At 66.4% G+C, this 20,496-nt stretch carries 14 protein-coding genes and 5 pseudogenes; 11 read left to right on the top strand and 8 right to left on the bottom strand.

The genetic code is table 11. The features are described 5' to 3' along the window. Positions 1 to 76: 76 nt before the first annotated feature. The 3 genes and pseudogenes from OHA98_RS40890 to ltrA (OHA98_RS40880) form a co-directional block, all read right to left on the bottom strand. Positions 77 to 885 (bottom strand): IS5 family transposase gene (locus OHA98_RS40890; RefSeq protein ID WP_266927470.1). Its coding sequence is split into 2 segments (ribosomal slippage): positions 77 to 537 and positions 537 to 885, totalling 810 coding nucleotides; the frame shifts between segments, so codons are not numbered across the junction. 214 nt (positions 886 to 1,099) lie between these two features. After that, positions 1,100 to 1,621: pseudogene (istB, locus tag OHA98_RS40885) on the bottom strand (IS21-like element helper ATPase IstB); the annotation flags it as partial. Positions 1,622 to 1,729: 108 nt separating this feature from the next. Then, complete coding sequence (ltrA, locus tag OHA98_RS40880; protein ID WP_266933376.1) at positions 1,730 to 3,502, bottom strand: group II intron reverse transcriptase/maturase; 1,773 nt, start codon at positions 3,500 to 3,502, stop codon at positions 1,730 to 1,732. 95 nt (positions 3,503 to 3,597) lie between these two features. Between ltrA (OHA98_RS40880) and OHA98_RS40875 the strand changes: the two are divergent. Beyond that, a pseudogene (locus OHA98_RS40875) lies at positions 3,598 to 3,708 on the top strand (IS5/IS1182 family transposase); the annotation flags it as partial. Here OHA98_RS40875 and OHA98_RS40870 read toward each other — a convergent pair. The 3 genes and pseudogenes from OHA98_RS40870 to OHA98_RS40860 form a co-directional block, all read right to left on the bottom strand. After that, positions 3,667 to 4,473 (bottom strand): annotated as a pseudogene (locus OHA98_RS40870) (DDE-type integrase/transposase/recombinase); the annotation flags it as partial. The pseudogenes OHA98_RS40875 and OHA98_RS40870 sit on opposite strands and share 42 nt — an antisense overlap. Before the next feature lie 96 nt (positions 4,474 to 4,569). After that, positions 4,570 to 6,342 (bottom strand): group II intron reverse transcriptase/maturase, encoded by a 1,773-nt coding sequence (ltrA, locus tag OHA98_RS40865; protein WP_266933374.1) that lies wholly within the window; start codon positions 6,340 to 6,342, stop codon positions 4,570 to 4,572. Positions 6,343 to 7,011: 669 nt separating this feature from the next. Then, positions 7,012 to 7,449 (bottom strand): annotated as a pseudogene (locus tag OHA98_RS40860) (IS21 family transposase); the annotation flags it as partial. A 154-nt stretch (positions 7,450 to 7,603) separates the two neighbouring features. Between OHA98_RS40860 and OHA98_RS40855 the strand changes: the two are divergent. Together OHA98_RS40855 and OHA98_RS40850 are read left to right on the top strand one after the other, a co-directional pair. After that, positions 7,604 to 7,783 (top strand): hypothetical protein, encoded by a 180-nt coding sequence (locus tag OHA98_RS40855; protein WP_266933372.1) that lies wholly within the window; start codon positions 7,604 to 7,606, stop codon positions 7,781 to 7,783. After that, positions 7,768 to 8,169, top strand: a complete 402-nt coding sequence (locus OHA98_RS40850) for a hypothetical protein (protein WP_266933371.1) — start codon at positions 7,768 to 7,770, stop codon at positions 8,167 to 8,169. The genes OHA98_RS40855 and OHA98_RS40850 overlap by 16 nt, the downstream gene beginning before the upstream one ends. Before the next feature lie 27 nt (positions 8,170 to 8,196). On the opposite strand, the pseudogene OHA98_RS40845 reads toward OHA98_RS40850, so the two are convergent. Then, positions 8,197 to 8,550, bottom strand: a pseudogene (locus OHA98_RS40845) (transposase); the annotation flags it as partial. Between the two features lie 105 nt (positions 8,551 to 8,655). Between OHA98_RS40845 and OHA98_RS40840 the strand changes: the two are divergent. Next, a complete protein-coding gene (locus OHA98_RS40840; RefSeq protein ID WP_266933369.1) occupies positions 8,656 to 8,805 on the top strand; it encodes a hypothetical protein in 150 nt (49 codons plus the stop codon). Positions 8,806 to 8,881: 76 nt separating this feature from the next. On the opposite strand, the gene OHA98_RS40835 is transcribed toward OHA98_RS40840, so the two are convergent. Beyond that, positions 8,882 to 9,367: a GNAT family N-acetyltransferase gene (locus tag OHA98_RS40835; protein ID WP_266933367.1), complete on the bottom strand. Its 486-nt coding sequence runs from the start codon at positions 9,365 to 9,367 to the stop codon at positions 8,882 to 8,884. Positions 9,368 to 9,416: 49 nt separating this feature from the next. Here OHA98_RS40835 and OHA98_RS40830 point away from each other — a divergent pair, with 49 nt between their 5' ends. From OHA98_RS40830 to OHA98_RS40800, 7 genes are all read left to right on the top strand, one after another. After that, a complete protein-coding gene (locus OHA98_RS40830; RefSeq protein ID WP_266933366.1) occupies positions 9,417 to 9,605 on the top strand; it encodes a hypothetical protein in 189 nt (62 codons plus the stop codon). Positions 9,606 to 10,533: 928 nt separating this feature from the next. Continuing rightward, positions 10,534 to 11,874 carry a lysine N(6)-hydroxylase/L-ornithine N(5)-oxygenase family protein gene (locus OHA98_RS40825; protein WP_266933364.1) on the top strand — a complete coding sequence of 447 codons (1,341 nt, stop codon included), beginning with the start codon at positions 10,534 to 10,536 and terminating at the stop codon, positions 11,872 to 11,874. Beyond that, positions 11,874 to 12,989, top strand: coding sequence for an FAD-binding oxidoreductase (locus OHA98_RS40820; RefSeq protein WP_266933362.1), 1,116 nt, complete (start codon positions 11,874 to 11,876; stop codon positions 12,987 to 12,989). Before OHA98_RS40825 ends, OHA98_RS40820 begins: the two co-directional genes overlap by 1 nt. Beyond that, a complete protein-coding gene (locus OHA98_RS40815; protein WP_266933360.1) occupies positions 12,986 to 15,328 on the top strand; it encodes a class I tRNA ligase family protein in 2,343 nt (780 codons plus the stop codon). The genes OHA98_RS40820 and OHA98_RS40815 overlap by 4 nt, the downstream gene beginning before the upstream one ends. Continuing rightward, complete coding sequence (locus OHA98_RS40810) at positions 15,325 to 18,678, top strand: amino acid adenylation domain-containing protein (protein ID WP_266933358.1); 3,354 nt, start codon at positions 15,325 to 15,327, stop codon at positions 18,676 to 18,678. The genes OHA98_RS40815 and OHA98_RS40810 overlap by 4 nt, the downstream gene beginning before the upstream one ends. After that, complete coding sequence (locus tag OHA98_RS40805; RefSeq protein WP_266933356.1) at positions 18,675 to 20,231, top strand: AMP-binding protein; 1,557 nt, start codon at positions 18,675 to 18,677, stop codon at positions 20,229 to 20,231. The genes OHA98_RS40810 and OHA98_RS40805 overlap by 4 nt, the downstream gene beginning before the upstream one ends. After that, the gene (locus OHA98_RS40800) at positions 20,221 to 20,496 is read left to right on the top strand and encodes an acyl carrier protein (protein WP_266933354.1); all 276 of its coding nucleotides are present in this window, start codon (positions 20,221 to 20,223) and stop codon (positions 20,494 to 20,496) included. Before OHA98_RS40805 ends, OHA98_RS40800 begins: the two co-directional genes overlap by 11 nt.

Genomic DNA, 20,496 nt, shown 5'->3' with positions numbered 1-20,496 from the left:
CGCCGGTGTTTCCCGGTTGAGGAGCGGGTCGAGGACCGGGCCAGGGAGAGCGTCAAGGAGAGGCTTACTGATCGTTTCAGAATGCGGTTCGGAGTCGTCTCAAGCAGATGATGCTGCAGGCGAGTTGGAGCAGACCGAGATGGAGGTCGGCGCGTATCTCGTAGCGGATCCGAAGGCGTTTGAACTGGTGCAGCCAGGCGAAGGTCCGCTCGACGACCCAGCGGGTCCTGCCCAGGCCGGAGCCGTGCGGTGTGCCGCGACGGGCGATCTTCGGTGTGATCCCACGAGCCCGGACGAGGCGGCGGTACTTGTCGTAGTCGTAGCCACGGTCGGCGAACAGTCGCCGGGGCCGGTGGCGGGGCCGGCCGCGCAGGCCGCGGATGTGCGGTATGGCGTCCAGAAGTGGCATGAGCTGGGTGACGTCGTGGCGGTTGCCGCTGGTCAGAGCAACGGCGAGCGGGGTTCCGTGCCGGTCGACGATGATGTGGTGTTTGCTGCCGGGGCGTGCGCGGTCGACCGGCGAAGGTCCGGTGTGAGCCCCCCCTTGAGGGCCCTGACGTGCGAGCCGTCGATCGCAGCGTCGTCCATCTCCAGCAGGCCCTCTTTACGCAGTTCTGCCAGCAGGACTTCGTGGAGGCGGGGCCAGACTCCGGCTTCGGTCCAGTCCCGCAGACGCCGCCAGGCCGTCACCCCACTGCAGCCCACCTGCTCCGCAGGGACGTCCCGCCAGCTCACACTTTTGCGCAGCACGTAAACGATGCCCCGCAGAGCAGCACGGTCATCGGCCGGCAGCCGCCCGGGATACCGGTGCCGCCGAGGCGGACGAGGAGGCAGCAGCGGGGCTATGCGTTCCCACAGGTCATCGGGCACGAGATCAGCAGACACCCGGCAGATCCTGCCGACACAACACCCAACTGCCAAGCCAACACACCGATCTCATTCTGAAATGATCAGTTAGACCGACCGGCAAATGGATCACTTGAGGCGTCGGGTGGTGGGGCGGCCGTCCCAGCGGTAGCGGCTCGTCGAGCGTCGGATGAGCATGTGTCGGCGTACGGACTTAAGTCCCCAGTCCCGTACCTTTCTTCGTCCCCACCTGTCAGGCCACGTCCGTCTCGCGGTCGATGGCCTTGAGGCGGTTCTTGAGCCGGTAGCTGGGGCCGTTGATGGGGACGACTTCGCAGTGGTGCAGGAGGCGGTCGAGGATCGCGGTGGCGAGGACTTCGTCACCGAAGACCTGGCCCCATTCACTGAAGGTCTTGTTCGAGGTGAGGATGATCGAGCCTTTCTCGTAGCGCTTGGAGATCACCTGGAAGACCAGGTTCGCCTCGGCGCGTTCGAGCGGCTGGTAGCCGACCTCGTCCACCACGAGAACGCTCGGCCGGAGGTAGGAGCGGAGTTTGCTGGTCAATCGTCCTGCCGCTTCAGCGGCTTTGAGGTTGCGGACCATGTCGTCGAGGCTGGTGAAGTAGATCGAGTAACCGGCCCGGCAGGCAGCGACCGCCAGCGCGATCGCGATGTGGGTCTTGCCGACCCCGGGCGGCCCGAGCAGGGCCGCGTTGGCCTTGGCCTCGACGAAGGACAGGGTGGCAAGGTCTTTGACCTTGCGCGGGTCGAGGTCGGGCTGGAGTCGGGTAGCCGGATCGCGTTGCCGTGATCCGGCCCCCTCAGAACCGGACGTGCGCCATTAAGCGCATCCGGCTCAAGTAAACCCCGAGGGCTTCGCAGGTCAGCAGGGTTGTGTGGCCCGTTTGCCGTCGCCCGCGTGATGCTGGCGGTGGCATTCGGAGTGCACGAGGCGAAGATTGTTCCGCTCGTCTGTGCCGCCGTCTCGTCGGTAGGTGAAGTGATGCTTGTGAAGCATTTTCTTCGAGGCCGCGAACCAATTGATCCACTCACGTGGGCTGTCAGGTTCGTATTCGGCCCCGACGATCAGCGCCTGCTTGCAGAGAGGACAAAGCCCTCTCTGCCGCACTGCCAGGGCAAGACTGGTCTTGTCCATGGGCGGTGGCGCTTTTCTCCGGCGGCGCTTGTGCCAGTACTCGCTCAGCGCGGGGTCGTCCGGGGACGCCCTGCCCTTGACGAGTGAGTGACGGACGATGCCTGTCCAGGCGAATTTTGGCAGGAAGGCTCCGCTATCGCGGTCGCCGAATACCCACCGGTCTCGCCGGGACGGGTGGAACTGTCCGAAGTACCGCTCCATAACCCAGTACCCCGGCTTGTTATGGTGACGACGACTGGCCCATTTCCAGGTCAGCCGCCACATGTAGTGGTCCAACGACGTGAAGGTCGTCGAGGACGCCACCCCTCGGTAATAGGCGGCCCAGCCACGGACGATTGGGACCAGCCTGCGCAACAGAGCCTCAGCATTGGTCCCGCGCAGGGACTTAACCTCGGCCCTTAGTCGTGCCCGAAGCCTCTTGCAGGCTGCCTTGCTCGGCTTGATGATCAGTTTTCCGCCTATGCGACGAACGGTGAAACCGAGGAAGTCGAAACCCTTTTCAATATGGGCGACTTGCGTCTTCTCCTCGTTGAAGCGAAGACCCCTCGGCCGCAACCATTCCTCCAGGCGATCCTTGACCTGGTGCACTTCCACTTCGCTGTGACAGAGCACAACGAAATCGTCTGCGTACCTCACCAGCACTGGAGTGCCCGGTGCCGAGCTGGGCTCTCGCCCTTCTCGGACCACTCGATATTGACACCCCGCGGCCTGCTCTAATCCGTGCAGTGCAACGTTCAGCAGCAGAGGGCTGATTACCCCGCCTTGCGGCGTTCCCTCCTCAGTTGGTGCGAACCGACCGCGGTCAATCACGCCCGCCTTCAGCCATTCTCGGACCAGTTCCCTGGCGGGGAAGAGTCCGAGAGAGTCCATCAGGTGGTCGTGGTTGATGCGGTCGAACGCCGCTGACAGGTCCGCATCCAGAACCCACAGACGTTTTGCGTGCCTACCGCAAGACGTCCAGAAGATTGCGGATACCGCGTCCTGACAGCTACGACCCGGTCTGAACCCGTATGACCTCGGTTCGAACCGTGCTTCCCACTCAGGTTCAAGCGCGTTCTTCACCTGCGCTTGAAGAACCCGGTCACGGATGACCGGGATACCAAGGGGCCGCTGTTTTCCGTTGCTCTTCGGAATAAACACTCGCTTGACCGGCCTGGCCTTCCAGGGCTGGGACGACCGATGGACCTCGGCCGCCAGCTTTCCCCGCGCCGTAGGCGTGAGAGCTCGCTCCCCGTCAATGCCAGCGGTCTTGCGACCACTGCTCTGCTGCGTTACCCGCTTCACGCTGACCAGCGTGTTGCTTCGGCTTCGCAGCATGAGCTTCTGCAAGTTGCGGACCTTCTTCAGGTCCCCATCCCGCGTTGCCTTGAAGATCCTCTGCCTCAACCGCCGTACGTTCTCCTCGCATTCGGCCCAGTCTATGCTGTGCCAGTCGAGAGTCGCGTCCTCGGGTCCGTTCACCGCAGGCAGGAGTGCAGCGACCGTAGTCGTCTCCTCCATAAGAGCTCGTAACACGATCTTGTTGAAGTGTGCTGGTGGGGCGTAACCGGTGTGACGATTCGGCCGTTCGTGAGGGTGTGGGTACTCGACCGTGGATCGTGGACGATGATTTGTGGGCGCTGATCGAGCCGTTGTTGCCGCCGTGGCCGGAACGAGCCCCGGGGTCAGGGCCCTTCGCCGGTGGTCGTTCGGCGGTTCTTGCCGGTGGGCAGCCCGTCCCAGTGTGTTTCCTCGACCACGCGGACCCCGCGGCCGACCGCCCTGGGGTGCATGGCCAGCAGTGTTTCGCCGCCCGGGTCGGGGACCGTGGAATGCAGCATGACCTGCGATTTCGTGGCCCGGATCTCGACGAGCTGGCGAGGGCGGACCTTGCGGGCGGGCACCGAGTAGAGGTTGCCGCCGAACGCGATCAGACAGTCCTTGCCGACCGGCCGCAGGTGCCGTTCGGCCACCAGATACGGGACCGGCGGCAGCGTCTTGAGGGCTGCATGGTCCCGGGCGGCCCGGTGCCCGATCACCTCACGGTGGGTTTTGTGAATCTGGGCCCGCCGCCGGGGCACCCAGGTCGTGAACGCGGCGTCCATCTCCTCGGTCGAGGAAAAGGCCCGCCCGGAGAGAACGTGGTCGCGGACGATCAGCACCTGGCGTTCGACCCGGCCCTTGCCGGTGGGCCGGTAGGCGGCCAGCACATCGATATCGAAGTCGTAGTGCCCGGCGAAGCCGACCGCTTCCGGATGCAGGGGCACCGCCTCACCAGGGGCGACATGCCGGCGCACGACGGTCTTGGTGCGGTCGTAGACCATCGTCATCGGCACCCCGCCGAAGTGCGCGAACGCCCGTCGGTGGCACTCGAAGAAGGTCTCCAGATCCTGGCTCGTGGTGAAACAGCAGAACGGATCACGGGAGTACGACAAGGTCATGTGGAAGGAATAGACCTTCCCGATGCCCGTATGCGCGAGGATCTTGCCCTCGTGTCGGGTAGCGGGGACGCATTGCTGCGTCCCCGCCCCCTCAGAACCGGGCGAGCGGGTTTCCCCGCACCTCGGCTCAAGCAAGCCCCTTGGGCTTCACGAGAGTGCAGCAACTGCTGTTCTCCTGCGGCTGCGAGGCCGAAGCCTGCGGTGACAGGAGGCGTGCACGAGGCGTGTTCGGTCCGTGCTCGGCGCGTCAGGCCGTCCGTGGTGAGTGAGATAGTCGGCGGCTATCGCTCTCTTGACGACGTTCAGCCACCACCGTTCCCATTCCTGGGGCGATTGCGGGGGCTGATCGGCGGTGAGAAGGTGTTCCTTGCAGAGCGGACAGCGGCCGTCCTGCTTGGCGAGCAGGCGCAAGTTGTAGCTGTCCAGCGGGGGTTTGACCTTCCGTCGCCGCTTGACCCAGTAGTCCGTCAGGTCGGGGTCATCGGGTGACGCCCCGCCTGCGATCAGCTGGTGCCGAACGATGTTCGTCCAGGAGAACTTGAGGAGAATCGGGATCTCACCGCGGTCGTTGAGCACATTGGCGCGATCTCCGAACACCCACCGATCGTTCCTGAACTTGTTGAACCTGCCGAAGTAGCGTCGAACGATCCACTTCTTCGACTTGTTGGGGTGCATGCGTCTGGCCCACCGGTAGGTGAGCCACCACACGTAGTGATCCAGCGCCGTGAAGATCCTGCTGGACACCACCCCCCGGTAGTAGGCAGCCCAGCCCCGCACGATCGGGTTGAGCTTGGCGATGACCGCCGTCGCGTTCAAGCCGCGCAGAGCGCGCACCTCGTCCGCGAGCCTCTTCCGGATGCGCCTGACCGCCTCCGCGCTCGGCTTGATCAGCAGCTTGCCGCGTCGATAGCGGCGGACGTTGAACCCAAGGAAGTTGAAGCCCTCTTCGAGGTGGACGATGCGCGTCTTGTCCTCGTTGAAGACCAGCCCCCGGGGCGCCAGCCACTCCGCAAGCTGTGCCTTGACCTGCTCGGCCTGCTGTCTGGAGTGACAGCAGGCGACCATGTCGTCGGCGTATCTCACCAAGATCGGAGAGCCTGCCACCACATCCCCGGCGTGTGTGCCGGTGGTGAGGTAGCGGACCCCTGCGGCCTCCTCCAGCCCATGGAGGGCCACGTTCATCAACAACGGACTGATCACACCGCCTTGAGGAGAGCCCTCCTCGGTCGGAATGAACTGCCCTTTGTCGACCACTCCGGCCTTCAACCACCGCTCGATTAGTTCCCTGGCCGGGAACGAACCGAGCGAATCGAGCAGCCGAGCGTGGCCGATCTTGTCGAACGCAGCTGACAGATCAGCGTCCAGAATCCACAATCGGCGGGCGCGTGGCCCGCTGAGGGTGGAGAACAGGGAACCGATCGCGTCAGCGCAGCTTCGCCCGGGGCGGAACCCGTAGGAACGGGGCTCGAACCGGGCTTCCCACTCGGGTTCCAGTGCACTGCGAACCCGTGCCTGATGACACCGGTCCAAGATCACGGGAATGCCGAGCGGTCTCTGCTTGCCATTGGCCTTCGGAATGTACACACGACGGACGGGCATGGGGTCCCAGGACGAACGCGTGCGATGCACCCGCATCGCGACCGCCGCCCTGGCCTCAGGGGACAAAGCTGTCTCCCCGTCGATCCCAGCCGTCCGACGCCCAGCGTTGCGCTGAGTGACCTGCCGCACGCTTACCAGCGTGTTCGACCAGGACCTCAGCATCAGTTTCTGCAAGGACCGGACCTGGGCCCAGTCCTCTTCTCGTGTCGCCTTGAAGATCCTGCGCCGCAGCCTCACTACGTTCTCCTCGTGAGTCCGCCAGGCAATGGCGTCCCAGTCGAGAACGTCCTCGGGTCCGTTCACCGCAATGGTGTCCAACATGTCCCTCGGTTCGAGAGGCACTCGGCCTCGGCGTTCAAAGGCTCACCAGCCCACGTCAGCGCCCTTTCGGGCCAGGTCGCCTGGACCGGCATCCGGCCGTTCCCCGTGACAGCCGCCTGGAGAGGCGGCCATGGCGTCACGAGTCCCGTTGCCTTTCGGCAGCCGGCATCCGCTTCTTGGGCATCCTGTCCCGCCGGGGGCTTCCGCCCCTCTTGCGATCGGCCTACCGAGCCAGATGGCCCGGACCCCGACGGGGTTTCCACGTTCCGCGCATACGAGACGCGACCGGGGAGGGCGCCCCCTAAACCCCGGGACCAGCGGTGTTCATGCGACCGACGGGGCAGGCTCCGGTCGCCGCTCGCCGCCTCTTCCGGCGGCCAGGTCCTATCGCCCGGTGTTCTTTCCGTCTCCCCGGGCTTGTGGATGACGAGGCATCACAGGGGGTTCACTCGCGTTCGCCCGTCCGGCCTTCTCCTTGCCCGGTTGCTCCCCCTGACGGATCGGGGGCCCTTGGGCGTCTTCCCTGAGCTTCGCACCCTCTGCGGGCAGGGCCCGTAGAGCGCACGTCAGGGCGGAGATCGGTCTCGAACACTGACCGAGAACTACGCAACCGGCATGACCGGCCTCCACTCTGCGAGTTCACTCATATGCGCGACCTCGTGTCGCACCGCCCCAGTCCACCTGAGCTTGGGCGCCGGGGATCACCTCGAACCGGCGATGCATGCCCGCCAGCTCCTTCGGCGTGATCCCGAGGTCCTCGGCGACCCTGGGGCGGGCCTCCTGAACGTAGAGCTTGACCCGCTGGTAATTCCCGGTGAAGCCGTACTCCGCCACCAGACGTTCATGGATCACCGCGGCTTTCATCAGGACCTCGGCCCGCAGCATCGCATCGACCAGCGGCGCGAACTCGTCGATCACCCTCGCCCGGGACCGCCCGTTCGGCGACCGCCGCGGCGGCGTCGCCGGACCCGGCGACGAGAGGTACTTCCGGACCGTCTTGCGATCCAGCCCCGTCTCCCGGGCGATCTCCGACAAGCTCAGCGACCCGGACTCCAGCAGCCCCCGGAAGCGCCGCAGTTCCAACCAACGCTCCGCGTCCAAGAGCATCGCCAGACTCCTCTCCACTGCCTCACCAACAAGCAGCAGAGTGCCGAGCAACACGCCTCACCGCACCAACAACTGTCCCTATTCATCCGTACGAAGCTGAGGACGTAACTGTGTACGCCGACACGAGGGCGAGGGCGAGGGCGAGGGCGAGGCGATGGTGCCCATCGGGCAGCACATGGCCAACCTCCGCCGCAAGGGCCAGAAGAACGGCCTGGGCAAGGACCCGGAGCGGGCCGCCGTGCGCGCGGCGCAGCTGAAAGAGCGTTTCGTCCTGGCGAGGGTGTTTGGGAATGCAGTGCTGCCGTGGATGATTGCGGGGTGTTGGTCCATGTAGAAGCGGTGGGGCAAGTCGCCGACGGGCGCGCGACGGTTCGGGTGCGCTCGGAGGCGGGTGCCGCTGTGGCGTTCTGGTGCGGCGATCCGACGGCGGTGGGCCGCGAACATCATGTGGAGTGGACTGTTGAAGAGGACGTGGCCTGGGGCGTCAATACTCGACCGGCCACTTCATATTCACCCGGGGTGGATGAGGAGGAGGACGGTCGGATCGTCTTTCGGGGGCAGCTGAGCCTGACGGGTGATGGCGGAGCCGTGTTGCAAGTAGCTGGAACCCTCATCCTGTTCGACCTCGCCGAGCCGCCGCCTTCGACTGCTGTCGATGGAACGTTGGTCGAGATCAGTGTGGAGCGGACAAGCGTTAGCCTGTGGCCCTACCTGCTGTGATTCGCAGGAGCCCGACTCTGCGGCCGGTCAACTGTCGCGCCAGTTGTGGGTTGATTCGCGGGTGAGTCTTCGGCTCATGAGGTCGATCATGGCTATGTTGATCATGGCTTCGGAGCGGTGTGGGTGGGTTTCGTAGTCGCGGGCGAGGCGGCGGTGGTGCATGAGCCAGCCGAAGGTTCGCTCGACGACCCAGCGTCGCGGGATCACCTTGAAGCCCTTCTGGGCGGGGTCGCGGCGGGTGACTTCGACGTCGATGCCGAGGCGGGCTCCGTGGTCGATGGTCTTGGTGCGGTAGCCGCTGTCGACCCACGACTTCGTGATGCGGGGGTGGCCTTCGGCGATGTTCGAGAGCAGGCGGATTCCGCCGGTGTTGTCGGAGACGCTGATCAGCTGTGGTTCGCCGGCCCCCATGCCGCCGGACTGGCGGTCGGACGCCTCCTGCCCGGCGCCGCGAACTCGGGCGGCGGGAACCGCCCGGCGGTGTGGGTGGACACCGAAGCCGCTGAGGGGCCGGAACTGGTTCTGCAGGGCAAGTTCGCCGACGCGGCGACCCGGGCCGCGTGCAGCCAGGACAGTCCGCCGGCGGATGACGAGGGAGTCATCCGGATCTCGGTGCGGATGGTCGACCAGACATGAAGGGACGTTGCGCAGCCACATGGTGCGCCAGGACGGCACACGCCCCGCCAAGGGCAGGTAACTGTCGGACGGGCGGTCACCCGGCCATCGTATGGACCCGCGTCTCCCCTGTCCGCTTGACCAGTCCCAGCCGCGTCATCGCCTGCTGGGACCGTATGTTGAGGTTGTCGGTGCGCAAGGCAATTCGGACAAGGCCCAGATCGTCGAAGGCGTGTGTCAACAACAGCAGCTTGGACTCGGCATTGTAGGGACCGCCCCAGCAAGCACGATCGAACCAGGTAGCACCAATCTCGGCGCGGCTCTCAGCGGGGTCAAGCTCGTACAGACTGGTCGAGCCGATCACTGCCTCGTCCGTCAGGCGCTGGACGGCGAAGCACCGCCTGGCCCGGTCCGCCAGCATCTGACTGATCATCTCCCGCGTCTCTATCAGGGAGCCTGGGCGAGGCCGGGGCATCCAACGCCAGACCTCGGGATCCGACGCTGAGGGGAACAGCGCTTCTGCGTGATCGACGGACAGCGGAACGAGACGGGTGGCGCGGCCGAGGAGAGAGTCGTTGCCCATCACCGCACCTTAGCTTCGGGATCACTGCCCCATCGTTGAGACGCAGGTCATGTTGCCCTCATCATGCACAGCAACCGCTGCACGGAACCTGTGCCAGAGCCAGCAGTCGATCACCATCCGCCCCGGCGACCTGGGCACGGTCGAGAAGTTCCGCCAGGACGTGGCCTACCTCACCGACACCTGGACCAGCACGTTCAAAGTCATCAGGGCCCAGAACGAGGGGCGACCTTGCCCCTGAGTTCCTGAATGCCACTGTCGCGCACAGCCTCGAGATCGGCGGGATCGAACAGCCCGATCTGCGGATCGGTCAGCGCCTTCCGTAGTTGCTTGATGTCATCGCGAGGGCCGTTGAGGGCAGGAAGGGCGTGTGGGTCGCGAGGGAAGGCGGCGTTGCCGATCAGTAGGCCCCGGTAGCGCCTGGGCTCTGCCACTTGTACGACGGCGGCGCACTGTCCACGGACGACCCCTCCCCGCTGGACCAACCAGAAGATCATCCCACCCAGTCAGCCAGCGTGACAGTCCCCTTCAACACCACCGCCATGACCATCAGCCGCGCAGCGAAAGACGTCCGCCCGCTCCTGGAAGCCCATGGTGTTTACCTCCCCGACTCAACAGCCCGATTCCGCACACGGGAAGACGTCGCCAGGTTCCTCGACCCCGACAAAACCAAGATCAAACCGACGTGTTGATTCCCGGCAAGCCCTGTAGCCAGCGGATCGATTCCGTCTCGAAAGTTGTCCAAAAACTTTCACATGCCAATCAATCTGACATGACTGTTGGCACTCGGTAAATCTCGTGTTAATGTCAATTGGCGTTTGAGGTAGAGGGAGATCATCGATATCGACGTGAAGGGTGGCGACCTCGGGACGGCGCATTCAATCTCTCCAAGTCCGAGAACGCAAGGCAAGCGGCGAACACGAGCGGGAGGCGCGTGAAAATGAGTTGAATATTCACATGTCCGGAGTTCGCTGCATGCCGACCGTCCGAATTTCGCCATGCCGCAAGGGCCGCTCACTGAAAAGCATCTGTCGATAAGCTCTCACGTGACGATCTTTCAGATCTCGCTGGGGCTGTTCTATAGCGCCGTCCTAAGGATGGATATTCGCGCGAAAATTAGAATTCCGTCAGATGATCAGTAACATCAGTGCTGGGAGTGTGTCGACGCTGTGGGAAAATCTGTCGCAAAAAGCAGTACACGCACCGCAGAAAGCGAATCAACGCACTACCAGTGCCTCGGTATCGGGGTCGGCCCGGCCAATCTGAGCCTGGCGTCGCTGTTACATGGCCGATCGGGGGTCCCGAACCTCTTCCTCGACGAGAAGGAACAGTTCGGCTGGCACGACGGCCAGCAGCTGCCCGGCGCAACGCTGCAGGTCTCAATGCTGAAGGACCTCGTCCTGCTGTCCGACCCGACGAACGGGTTCTCTTTCCTGTCGTATTTGCACGAGCAGGGGAAGATCTACCACTTCATCAACGCGCAGTACGACGCGGTACCGCGCATGGAGTTCCGGAACTATCTGGAATGGGCCAGCCGCCGCAACAGGAACGTTGTTTTCGGAGAGAAGGTACTCGGCGTCGAGTTCGACGGGTCGTTCGTAGTACACACCAGTCGGCGGACCCTGAAAGCGGATAATGTCGTCGTCGGTGTCGGCACCCTTCCATGGGTTCCAGAGCCATCCCGGAGCAAGCTCGGCGAGACTCAACTCCACGTCTCCGACTTCACCGCCGAGACGCAGAATCTGGCCGGAAAACGCATCGCCGTGATCGGTGGCGGTCAGTCCGGCGCCGAGGCTTTTCTTAACCTAATAGCACGCCCGCCAAAAGAATTACCCAGGCGCGTGACCTGGATATCACGCCGGGAAAACTACCTTCCCATCGACGACTCCCCGTTCACGAACGAGTACTACGTTCCGAGTTACTCGGACTACTTCTTCGGACTGGACCGGGAGGCCAGGCAATCACTCAACAAGAAGAACGTGCTGACCAGCGACGGAATTTCCGAATCGACACTGCGGGAGATCTACCAGCGCTGTTACGAGCACCGCTTCATCCACCGCAACGAGGACCTCGTGGCCCTTCTGCCGAACCGGGGCGTCACCGATGTGACCGGGGATGAATCGGGCGGATGGACCATCGAGATGGACCACAACGACAAGCCTGACACTGCCGAGAACGTCGATGTGGACGTCATCGTGTGGGCTACCGGCTTCCGCCCCGCCCCCACGGATTTCCTCGAGCCCCTCGCCGGCCGTTTGGAGCACGAGGGCGACGAGTACCGCATCGACCAGGACTTCGCCGTCCAGTGGGACGGCCCCCAGGATCGCAGGATCTTCATGCAGAACGCTTCCCGTGGGCAGCGCGGCCTGGCGGATCCCAACCTGAGCCTCACCGCCTGGCGCAGCCGGCGCATCTTCGACCGGATCGTCGGCGTGGGCTCCGACGAACAGCTGCCATCCTTCGTGGAATGGTCGGCCAAACCCCGGGTTGACGAGCTGGGCGGGCTCTAATGCCGGTCAGGGCCGACATCGCCGTCGTCGGCGGCGGAATCGTCGGCTGCCTGATCGCCCGGCACATCACCGCTCGCGCGCCCGGAACGTCCGTCGTGATCCTCGACCGCGAGACCGTCGGAGGCGGCGCGAGCCGGCGCTCGGCCGGACTGCACTGCCCGCGCGGGGCCACGGAGCGGGTACGGCGCATGGCCCGGTACAGCCAGGACTACTACGCCGAGCTCAGGGACCTGGACCCGGCGCTGTCGATCCACCGGATCGCTTTGTCCGTCGTCGCCTCGGAGGCGAGTGGACCCCGGCTCCGTCAGATCTACCTCGACAGCGCTCGACTGACCCCGGCCGACGGCCCCACCGGCGGCTCGCTCGGCATCCGCCACCCGGAGAAGTCCCAGGCCTGGAACTGCGAGGGCGCCCAGTACGCCGACGTGTACGCCCTGGTCCAGGCCTTGACACGTGATCTGCGCCACCTGGTGAGCTTTCGCGAAGGCGTGGGGGTCGAGGCGATCGAACCCGATGCCGATGACCGCGCCCACGACGGCGAAGACGTGGCGCTGCGGCTCAGCACCGGCGAGACACTGACGGCACATCAGGTCGTCCTCGCCCCCGGGCCCTGGCTTGCCGCACCCGCCTGGCGGGACCTCGTCGCCCCGCTCGGAGCCCGCGTCAAGAAGATCATCGCTCTCCACATCGACCGGCCGCCGGCCGCCGGTGACCGCGCCGTCGTCTTTCAGGACGAGGACGCTTTCCTGTTGCCTCTGAAGGACCGGGGGCACTGGTTGTTCAGCTACACCTGCCAGGAATGGGACGTCGATCCCGGGGCGACAGCGAACGGGCTGTCCCCCGACAACGTTGGCGAAGCAAGGGAGAGCCTGCGCCGGTACGTTCCGGAACTCGCCGAACAGGCCCTGTCGGGCCGGGTGTTCTGCGACGCCTACAGCAGCACCGGCGAACCGGAAGTACGAGCCCTGGACGCCGACGGACGGATCGTCTTCGCAGGCGCCGCCGGCGGATCGGGCTACCGCCTCGCCCCGGCGATCGCGTCGGACGCCGTCGACCTGCTGCGTCTGCCGGCCTACCGGTCCCATCCGGCACAGAACCAAAGGAGCCACTCGTGAAGATCAGCAACTACAGCGTCGCCCAGTTACAGAAGTCCTACGGAATCGACGTCACCTCCCTCGACACCGGTGCTGCGGCAAGCCTGGGTGTCGCAGCCGCCTGGGTGAGCGTCGAACCCGGCGCGCGGTCGGACGCGCACCAGCATGACGAGACCGAGACCTGGGTGATCGTCTCGGGGAGCGGCGATCTGACCGTCGACGCCGAGCGCCACCCCGTGCACGCCTCCACCGTCGTCCAGTTCGAGCCCTTTGAGACGCACTCCGTCGAGAACACCGGCGACACCGATCTGCTGCTGCTCAGCCTCTACTGGCGCGATGCAGAGAGGGCCGGGCGCGCCGCGGCCGACACCGGTCGCCGCCGCTTCGGCGCCCGTCCGATGTTCGTGTTCTCCTCCGCCCCGACCCCCAATGGAGACCTCCATCTGGGCCACCTGTCCGGCCCGTTCTTCGGCGCCGACGTCTTCGTCCGGTACCAGCGCATGAACGGCGCCGACGCCTGGCACATCACCGGCAGCGACGACTACCAGAGCTACGTCGTGGCCGCGGGCCGCCGAGAAGGACGCGGCCCGGCGGAGACCGCCGCCCATTACAGCGCCGAGATCCTCGCCACCCTTCGACTGATGGACATCGATGTCCATCAGTACACCGCGACCAGCCAGGACGGCGCCTATCCAGACGCCCTCAGGGCGTTCTTCTCCCGTCTGACGGCCTCCGGTGCTGTGGCCCCCCGCCCGGGCGCGGCCCTCTTCGACGCCGTGAGCGGCGAGTACCTGTTCGAGTCCGCGGTCACCGGCCGCTGCCCCTCCTGCGACGCGGACTCCGGCGGGAACGTCTGCGAGGCCTGCCTGGAGCCCAATGCCTGCACCGATCTGACCGACCCGCGTTCCACCTCGTCCGACGCTCCGCCCCGCGAGGGAACCGCCATCCGCTACACCCTGCCTCTGCACCGGCTGGCGAAGGACATCACCGCCCACCACCGTCTCGGCCGCGTCCCGGCCCCGGTGAAGGCGCTGGCCGAACGGCTCTCCCGCCGTGAGCACCTCGACATCGCTGTCACCCACTCCGCCACCTGGGGTGTCCAGCCCGCCGAGACGGCCGTGAAGGGCCAGGTCATCTGGTCGTGGCTGGACTACGCCTTCAGCATCCTCCACGGCATCGAGGCGGTCGGCCGCGACCTCGGCCGGTCCTGGAAGGCGGACGAGCCCGAGCAGGACTGGAAGATCGTCCACTTCCTGGGCTCGGACGGCAGCTTCTTCCACCCGATGTTCGTCCCAGCGCTCTACCGGCTCGCTCACCCGGACTGGACCCCGGACATCGATTACCACATCAACGAGTTCTACCTGCTCGACGACAGCAAGTTCTCCACCAGCCGCCGCCACGTCATCTGGGGCAAGGACATCCTCAGCCCTCGTACTGTCGACGCCATACGCTTCTACCTCGCGCTGACCCGTCCCGAAGGCCGCACCACCAACTTCGAACGCGGTGCGTACGAGACGTACATACGGCAGACCCTCATCGGCACCTGGCAGGGCTGGCTGAACGGACTCGGCGACCGCATCGAGAAGCGGTACGACGGCGCCGCCCCGGACGCCGGCACCTGGACGCCGGAGCACGCGGCCTTCCTGGCCCGGCTGGAGACCCGGCTGTCGGCCGTGACGGGCAGTCTCGGGCAGGACGGATTCTCCCTCAACCAGGCGGCCGAGGCCCTGAACGGTATGGTCGAGGACGTCACGGCCTTCGCGCGGCTCCAGGCCCCCGCGGCGGACGTCGAGAGCTGCAAGGACGAGGCCCGCACCGCCATCGCCCTCGAACTCGCCGCCGCACGCCTGCTCGCGACCTGTGCCGCCCCCGTCATGCCGAGGTTCGCGGCCCGTCTGGCCGCCGCCCTCGGCGGACCCCCGCCGGCCGAATGGCCCAGCACGGTCAACCTGGTGCCCGCCGGGACCACGGTCGACCTCGCCCGGCAGGAGTTCTTCGCCGATCCGGGGGAACAGGCCCCGGATCCGGACTCCGCACCTCGACCCGGACTCGAACCCGCCGCACCCCAGGCTGCGGCGTCCAAGGGCGAGGCCTCGCCCTTGCTCCCCTGGCTGAGCGACCTGGTCCGCCAGGGCCTGCGACTGCCTGCAGACAAGCCCGTCCAGGACGCCTCGCTCGTCCAGCTGGGCATGGAATCGCTGCAGGCCATCGCCCTGCAGTACCAGATCACCGAGCACGTCGGCGCCGATGTGCCGATGGAGGACCTGCTGGGTGCCAAGACCGTCGCCGACCTGGCCGCCCTCATCACGAACGGCGTGGACCCCGACGTCGTCGCGGCACACCAGGAGGTGACGACATGAGCCACGTACAGGTACTCCGCGAGATCGAGGCGCGCGGTCTCTCCCTCACCTCCACCGGCGCCGATCTCAAGCTCCAGGGGCCGCGCGAGCGCATGGACGCCGAACTCCTCGGCCTCATCAGGGCGCACAAGGCCGAACTGATCGCCCACCTCGACATCACCGAGGGCTTCCCGCTGACCGGCCTGCAACAGAGCTATCTCGTCGGCCGCGGGGAGCACGTCGAGATCGGCAACGTGGCCAGCCACGTCTACCACGAGTTCGAGGGCGTCTGGGATCTCGACCGGTTGGAGACCGCACTGCGCGCGGTCGTCGCCCGCCACGGAGCGCTGCGCACCCGCTTCACCCCCGACGGCAGGCAGGTGCAGGAGGACGCCGTCGACGTGCGCATCGGGCGCATCGACCTGCGTGGCGAACGCGAGGACGTTCAACGGGACCGCAGGCTCGCCCTGCGCGAGCAGCGGTCGCACCGCGTCCTCCCCTTCGACGAAGCGCCGCTGCTGGCGGCGGACGTCACGATCCTGGCCGACGACCGCATGGTCCTGCACGTCGACCACGACGGACTGATCATGGACGCCACCAGCATGTTCCTTTTCTTCCGGGATTGGTGGTTCGCCTACGGCGACGTCGGCTCCCAGGACTCCGGCGACACCGAGGAGGCCTCGTTCGAGGCGTATATCGCGGCATTGGAGGCCGCCCGCACCCGTGCCCCGGCCCGGCGCGCCCGCGCCCACTGGCTGGAGCGGCTGGACGACCTCGCCCCCGGCCCCGCTCTGCCGTTGCGGACCAGCCCGTCGTCGATCAGCGAACCCCGGTTCACTGCGCGGTTCGCACGTATGGCCGAGCCGGCGTGGACCGCCCTCAAGGCCCGCGCCGCCGACGCTGGACTGACTCCCTCCGCGCTGCTGTACGCGGTCTATGCCGACACGCTCGCCGCCTGGGGTGCCGGATCGCGCTTCACGATCAACACCACGGTTGCCAACCGTCCGCCGATCCACCCGCGCATCCTCGACGCAGTCGGGAACTTCTGCGAGACCATGCTCGTCGAGGTCAGCGTCGACCGCAGCACCAGTTTCGCCGACCGGGCCCGCACGCTTCAGGCACGGCTCCGCCAGGAACTGGACAACCGGCACTTCTCCGGTATCGAGGTGATGCGCGAGCTGGCCCGGCGCGGAGGCGGCACCGCCCAGAGCCAGCTGCCGTACACATTCAACAGTGCCCTCGGATATGTGCACGCCGACATCGACGGCTCGACGCTGGAACTGTTCGGTCCGGAGGTGTACACCTCCAGTCAGACGCCTCAGGTCTGGCTCGACGTCTCCGCGTTCGAACAGCACGGCGGTGTGGCCGTCCAGTTCGACAGCGTCGACGAGCTGTTCCCCGACGGAATGGTCGAGGACATGGTCGCCGGCTTCCAGCGGCTCCTCGAAGCCCTGCTGACGGACGAGGCGTGGCAGGCGACCACGTTCGATCTGCTCCCCGATGACCAGCGCCGCCGCCGCGAGACCGCCAATGACACGGCGACCCCGCCGCCCGTGCCCGGCATGCTGACCGATGCCTTCCTCGCCCATGTCGAACGCGCCCCCGATGCGCCGGCCGTCATGACCAGCACGGGAACCCTGAGCTACGCGGAACTGTATGGGCACGCCGCGCACGCCGCCGCCTGGCTGCGCGAGCAGAACGCGGCCCCCGACGAACTGGTCGGCCTCGTTATGAACCGGGGACCCGAGCAGCTGATCGGTATCCTCGCCACCCTCCTTGCCGGCGCCGCCTACCTGCCGATCGACGCCGCGCTGCCGACGGCACGGCGCGACTACATGCTGACTGACGGCCGGGTACGCCACGTCCTGACCAACACCGACGACCAGTTCGACCACCACAGCCCGCACGATGGCTACAACGTCCTCACTCTTGACGCGAGGAGGTCCCTGCCGCCCAGTACACCGCCCGATCCGCGCGTGGTCCCCGGGGCGGACGACGGCCATCTTGCGTACGTCCTCTACACCTCGGGCACGACGGGCGAGCCGAAGGGCGTCATGGTCAGCCGCGCGAGCGTCGCCAACGTCGTCGCCGACTGCACCGCCCGCTTCCACGTCGGACCCACGGACCGGCTCTTCGGCATCAGCGCCTTCAACTTCGACCTGTCCGTCTACGACGTCTTCGGCGCCCTCTGTACCGGAGCCGCCGTCGTCCTGCCGGACGCGGACAAGGCGGCCGACCCAGAGCACTGGCTGCGACGGTGCGGGGACACCGGCGTGACCGTCTGGAATTCCGTACCCGCCATCGTCTCGCTCCTCCATGACCAGGCCGTGGCAGAGGGCCCCGACGGACCCGAGGCACTGGCCGCGCTGCGGCTGGTGATGATGAGCGGTGACCGCATCCCCCCGACGCTGCCCGCCACCCTGCGCGGGCTCAAGCCCGACCTGGAGATCGTCTCGCTGGGCGGACCGACGGAGACCACGGTCTGGAACGTTCTGCACCCGATCCGCAAGGATGAGGACGGCTCACGCAGCATCCCGTACGGCAGGCCCAACGGGAACAACCGGGCCTACGTCCTGGACGAGCACCGCTGTGACGTGCCCGACTGGGTGACCGGCGAGATCTGGGCCGCCGGCACCGGCCTCGCCCGGGGCTACTGGGGCGACGAGGCTCGCACGGCGGAGCGATTCGTCCACGACGCCGTACGGGACGAACGGCTCTACCGGACCGGCGACCTGGGGCGCTATCTCCCCGACGGCGAGATCGACATCCTCGGCCGCAGCGACTTCCAGATCAAGGTGAACGGCTACCGCATAGAGGCAGGAGAAGTGGAGACCCGGCTGGCGGCGCTGGATGGCGTGGAACGGGCCGTAGTCGCACGGCAGGGCGGGGAACACGGCAGCCGACTCGTCGCCCACCTGGTACCGACCGGAGAGGAACGCCCGCGGACCGAGTCGATCCGCGAGGCACTGCGAGGGTACTTGCCCTACTACATGATTCCCACCGCCGTCTTCTGGTACAACAGCCTCCCGCTGACCAGGAACGGCAAAGTCGACCGGGCACGGCTGACGGCCTCCGGCGACAGCCCCGAGCCCTCTGCCCTCGACTTCTCCGCGCCTGACACGGAGCTGGAACGCCAGGTCGCCGGGGTGTGGGCGAAGGTGCTGAAGATCGCGGACGTGGACCTGGACGTCACCCGCGCTCTTTACGACCTCGGCGGCGACTCCCTGACAGCCGCGCGCATTCTCACCGGTATCCGCAAGCGGTTCGGCCGCACCATCACGCTGGACCGGCTGCCCGAGGTCGACACCGTACGGACCATGGCGAACTGGATCGGCGCGTCCCTCACAGAGAGGGAGGGGATCGCAACATGACCGAACCATCCGTGATCAACCACATCGTCGCCGGGCCCCCCGCGGCCGGACACCGGATCTCCTTCTTCCGGCTTGGTGGCATCGAGACCCTGGAACTCACCGACCTGTATGAACGCGCCGGACGGCTCGCGCTGTCCCTGCGAGACCTCGGCATCGCCCGAGGGGAACGGATCGGCATCCTCGCCGCGAACTGCCTGGAATGGATGCTGCTCGACCTCGCCGCCCTGCGGCTCGGCGCGGTGACCGTCGGATTCGACCCTGCGAAGTTCGCCACGGCCGATCCCGCCCTCCCCGACCGCTACCGGCTACAGCTGCTGTTCACCGACCGCCCGGACGACGCCAGGCCGGACAACCCCCGCGTCAGGACCCTCGGCGACGTCGTGCGCATGGCTGCCGAACAGGCCACCGGACAGGTACTGCCGCCGGTCGTCTACACGCCCGATGACGTGACATCGCTCAAGCTCACCTCCGGCAGTACGGGCGAGCCCAAGTCGCTCACGGCCCGCGTCGGAAGCATCGACAGCGACCTGCTGGCCGTCCAGGAGATGTTCGCGCACGGGCCGGACGACAACCTCTTCGTCTTCCTCCCGCTGTCGGTGCTTCAGCAGAGATACTGGATGTACTCCGCCCTCCGGTTCGGCCATGACATCACCATCAGCACCTATGAGGCCGCCTTCCCCGCGCTCCGGCAGATCCGGCCGACGGTGGTGATGGGCGTACCGGGCTTCTTCGAGACGGCCAAGAAACACATCGAGGCACAGGCGGGCGGCCCGGCGGCCGGGGGTGACGACGAGGCGAGGGCCGCCGCCCGGCGGCTGTTCGGGGACCGCATCCGCTACCTGTGGACCGGCTCGGCCCCGGCGAGCGCCGGGACGCTGAGGTTCTTCAACAGCGTCGGGCTGCCGATTTTCGAGGGCTACGGGCTCAACGAGACGTGCATCGTTGCCAAGAATCACCCCGGCGCCCACCGCGTGGGCAGTGTCGGACGCGTGCTCCCGGGCAAGCAGGTTCTGCTGGACGCCGAGGGCGTGATTCACGTACGCAGTGACCACCCTGTGTGCCGGGGCTACGAGCAGGCGCCGCCTGGCGTGTCGGGATACGTCTTCGGCGCGGACGGGACCGTGCGGACCAACGACATCGGCCACTTCGACGAGGACGGCTTCCTCTACATCAGTGGCCGTGCCGACGACGTCATCGTGCAAAACAACGGCCGGAAGATCGTCGTACGGCCGATGGAGGAACACATGAGGACAAGCCCGGCCATCGAAGAGTGTGTGGTGTTCTGCCTCAAACAGACGCACCTCGTCGCCGTGGTCTCGCCGGCCGGCGACACGGTCGGACCGGAGGAGGAGAAGGCCATCGCCGAGCAACTCGCCCGTACCAACGCGGCATTCGGCGCAGAGGAGCAGATCCGCGAGGTCGTGGTGGCGCGTGGCCGGTTCACCGTGGAGAACGGGTTGCTGACCTCCCAGCTCAAGCCCCGGCGCGGACGGATCCTCGAAACCTACCGCTCAGAGGTCAACGACACACAGGGAAGCGTCCATGCAGCCTGAGACCGACTCCAAGATCGAGACCGTGGCCAGGAAGAACCTCGCCCGGGTGCTGGAATCCGACATCGCGGCGGACAACCTTGACCTCGACGTGGACATGGCTGGCGTCTACGGGCTGACCTCGCTCAACAAGGTCCTGTTCCTCATGTCGGCCTGCGACGACGCCAGAGTGAGCCTGGCAAGTTTCACCGAACCCGACGTCGCGGAGATGACCACGCTGCGCGATGTGACCAAGGCGCTGACGCGCCACGCTGGAGAGGTGGCCTGA

The organism is Streptomyces sp. NBC_00654, from assembly GCF_026341775.1.
Taxonomy (GTDB): Bacteria; Actinomycetota; Actinomycetes; order Streptomycetales; family Streptomycetaceae; genus Streptomyces.
This window is presented reverse-complemented; position numbering and strand designations above follow the sequence as displayed.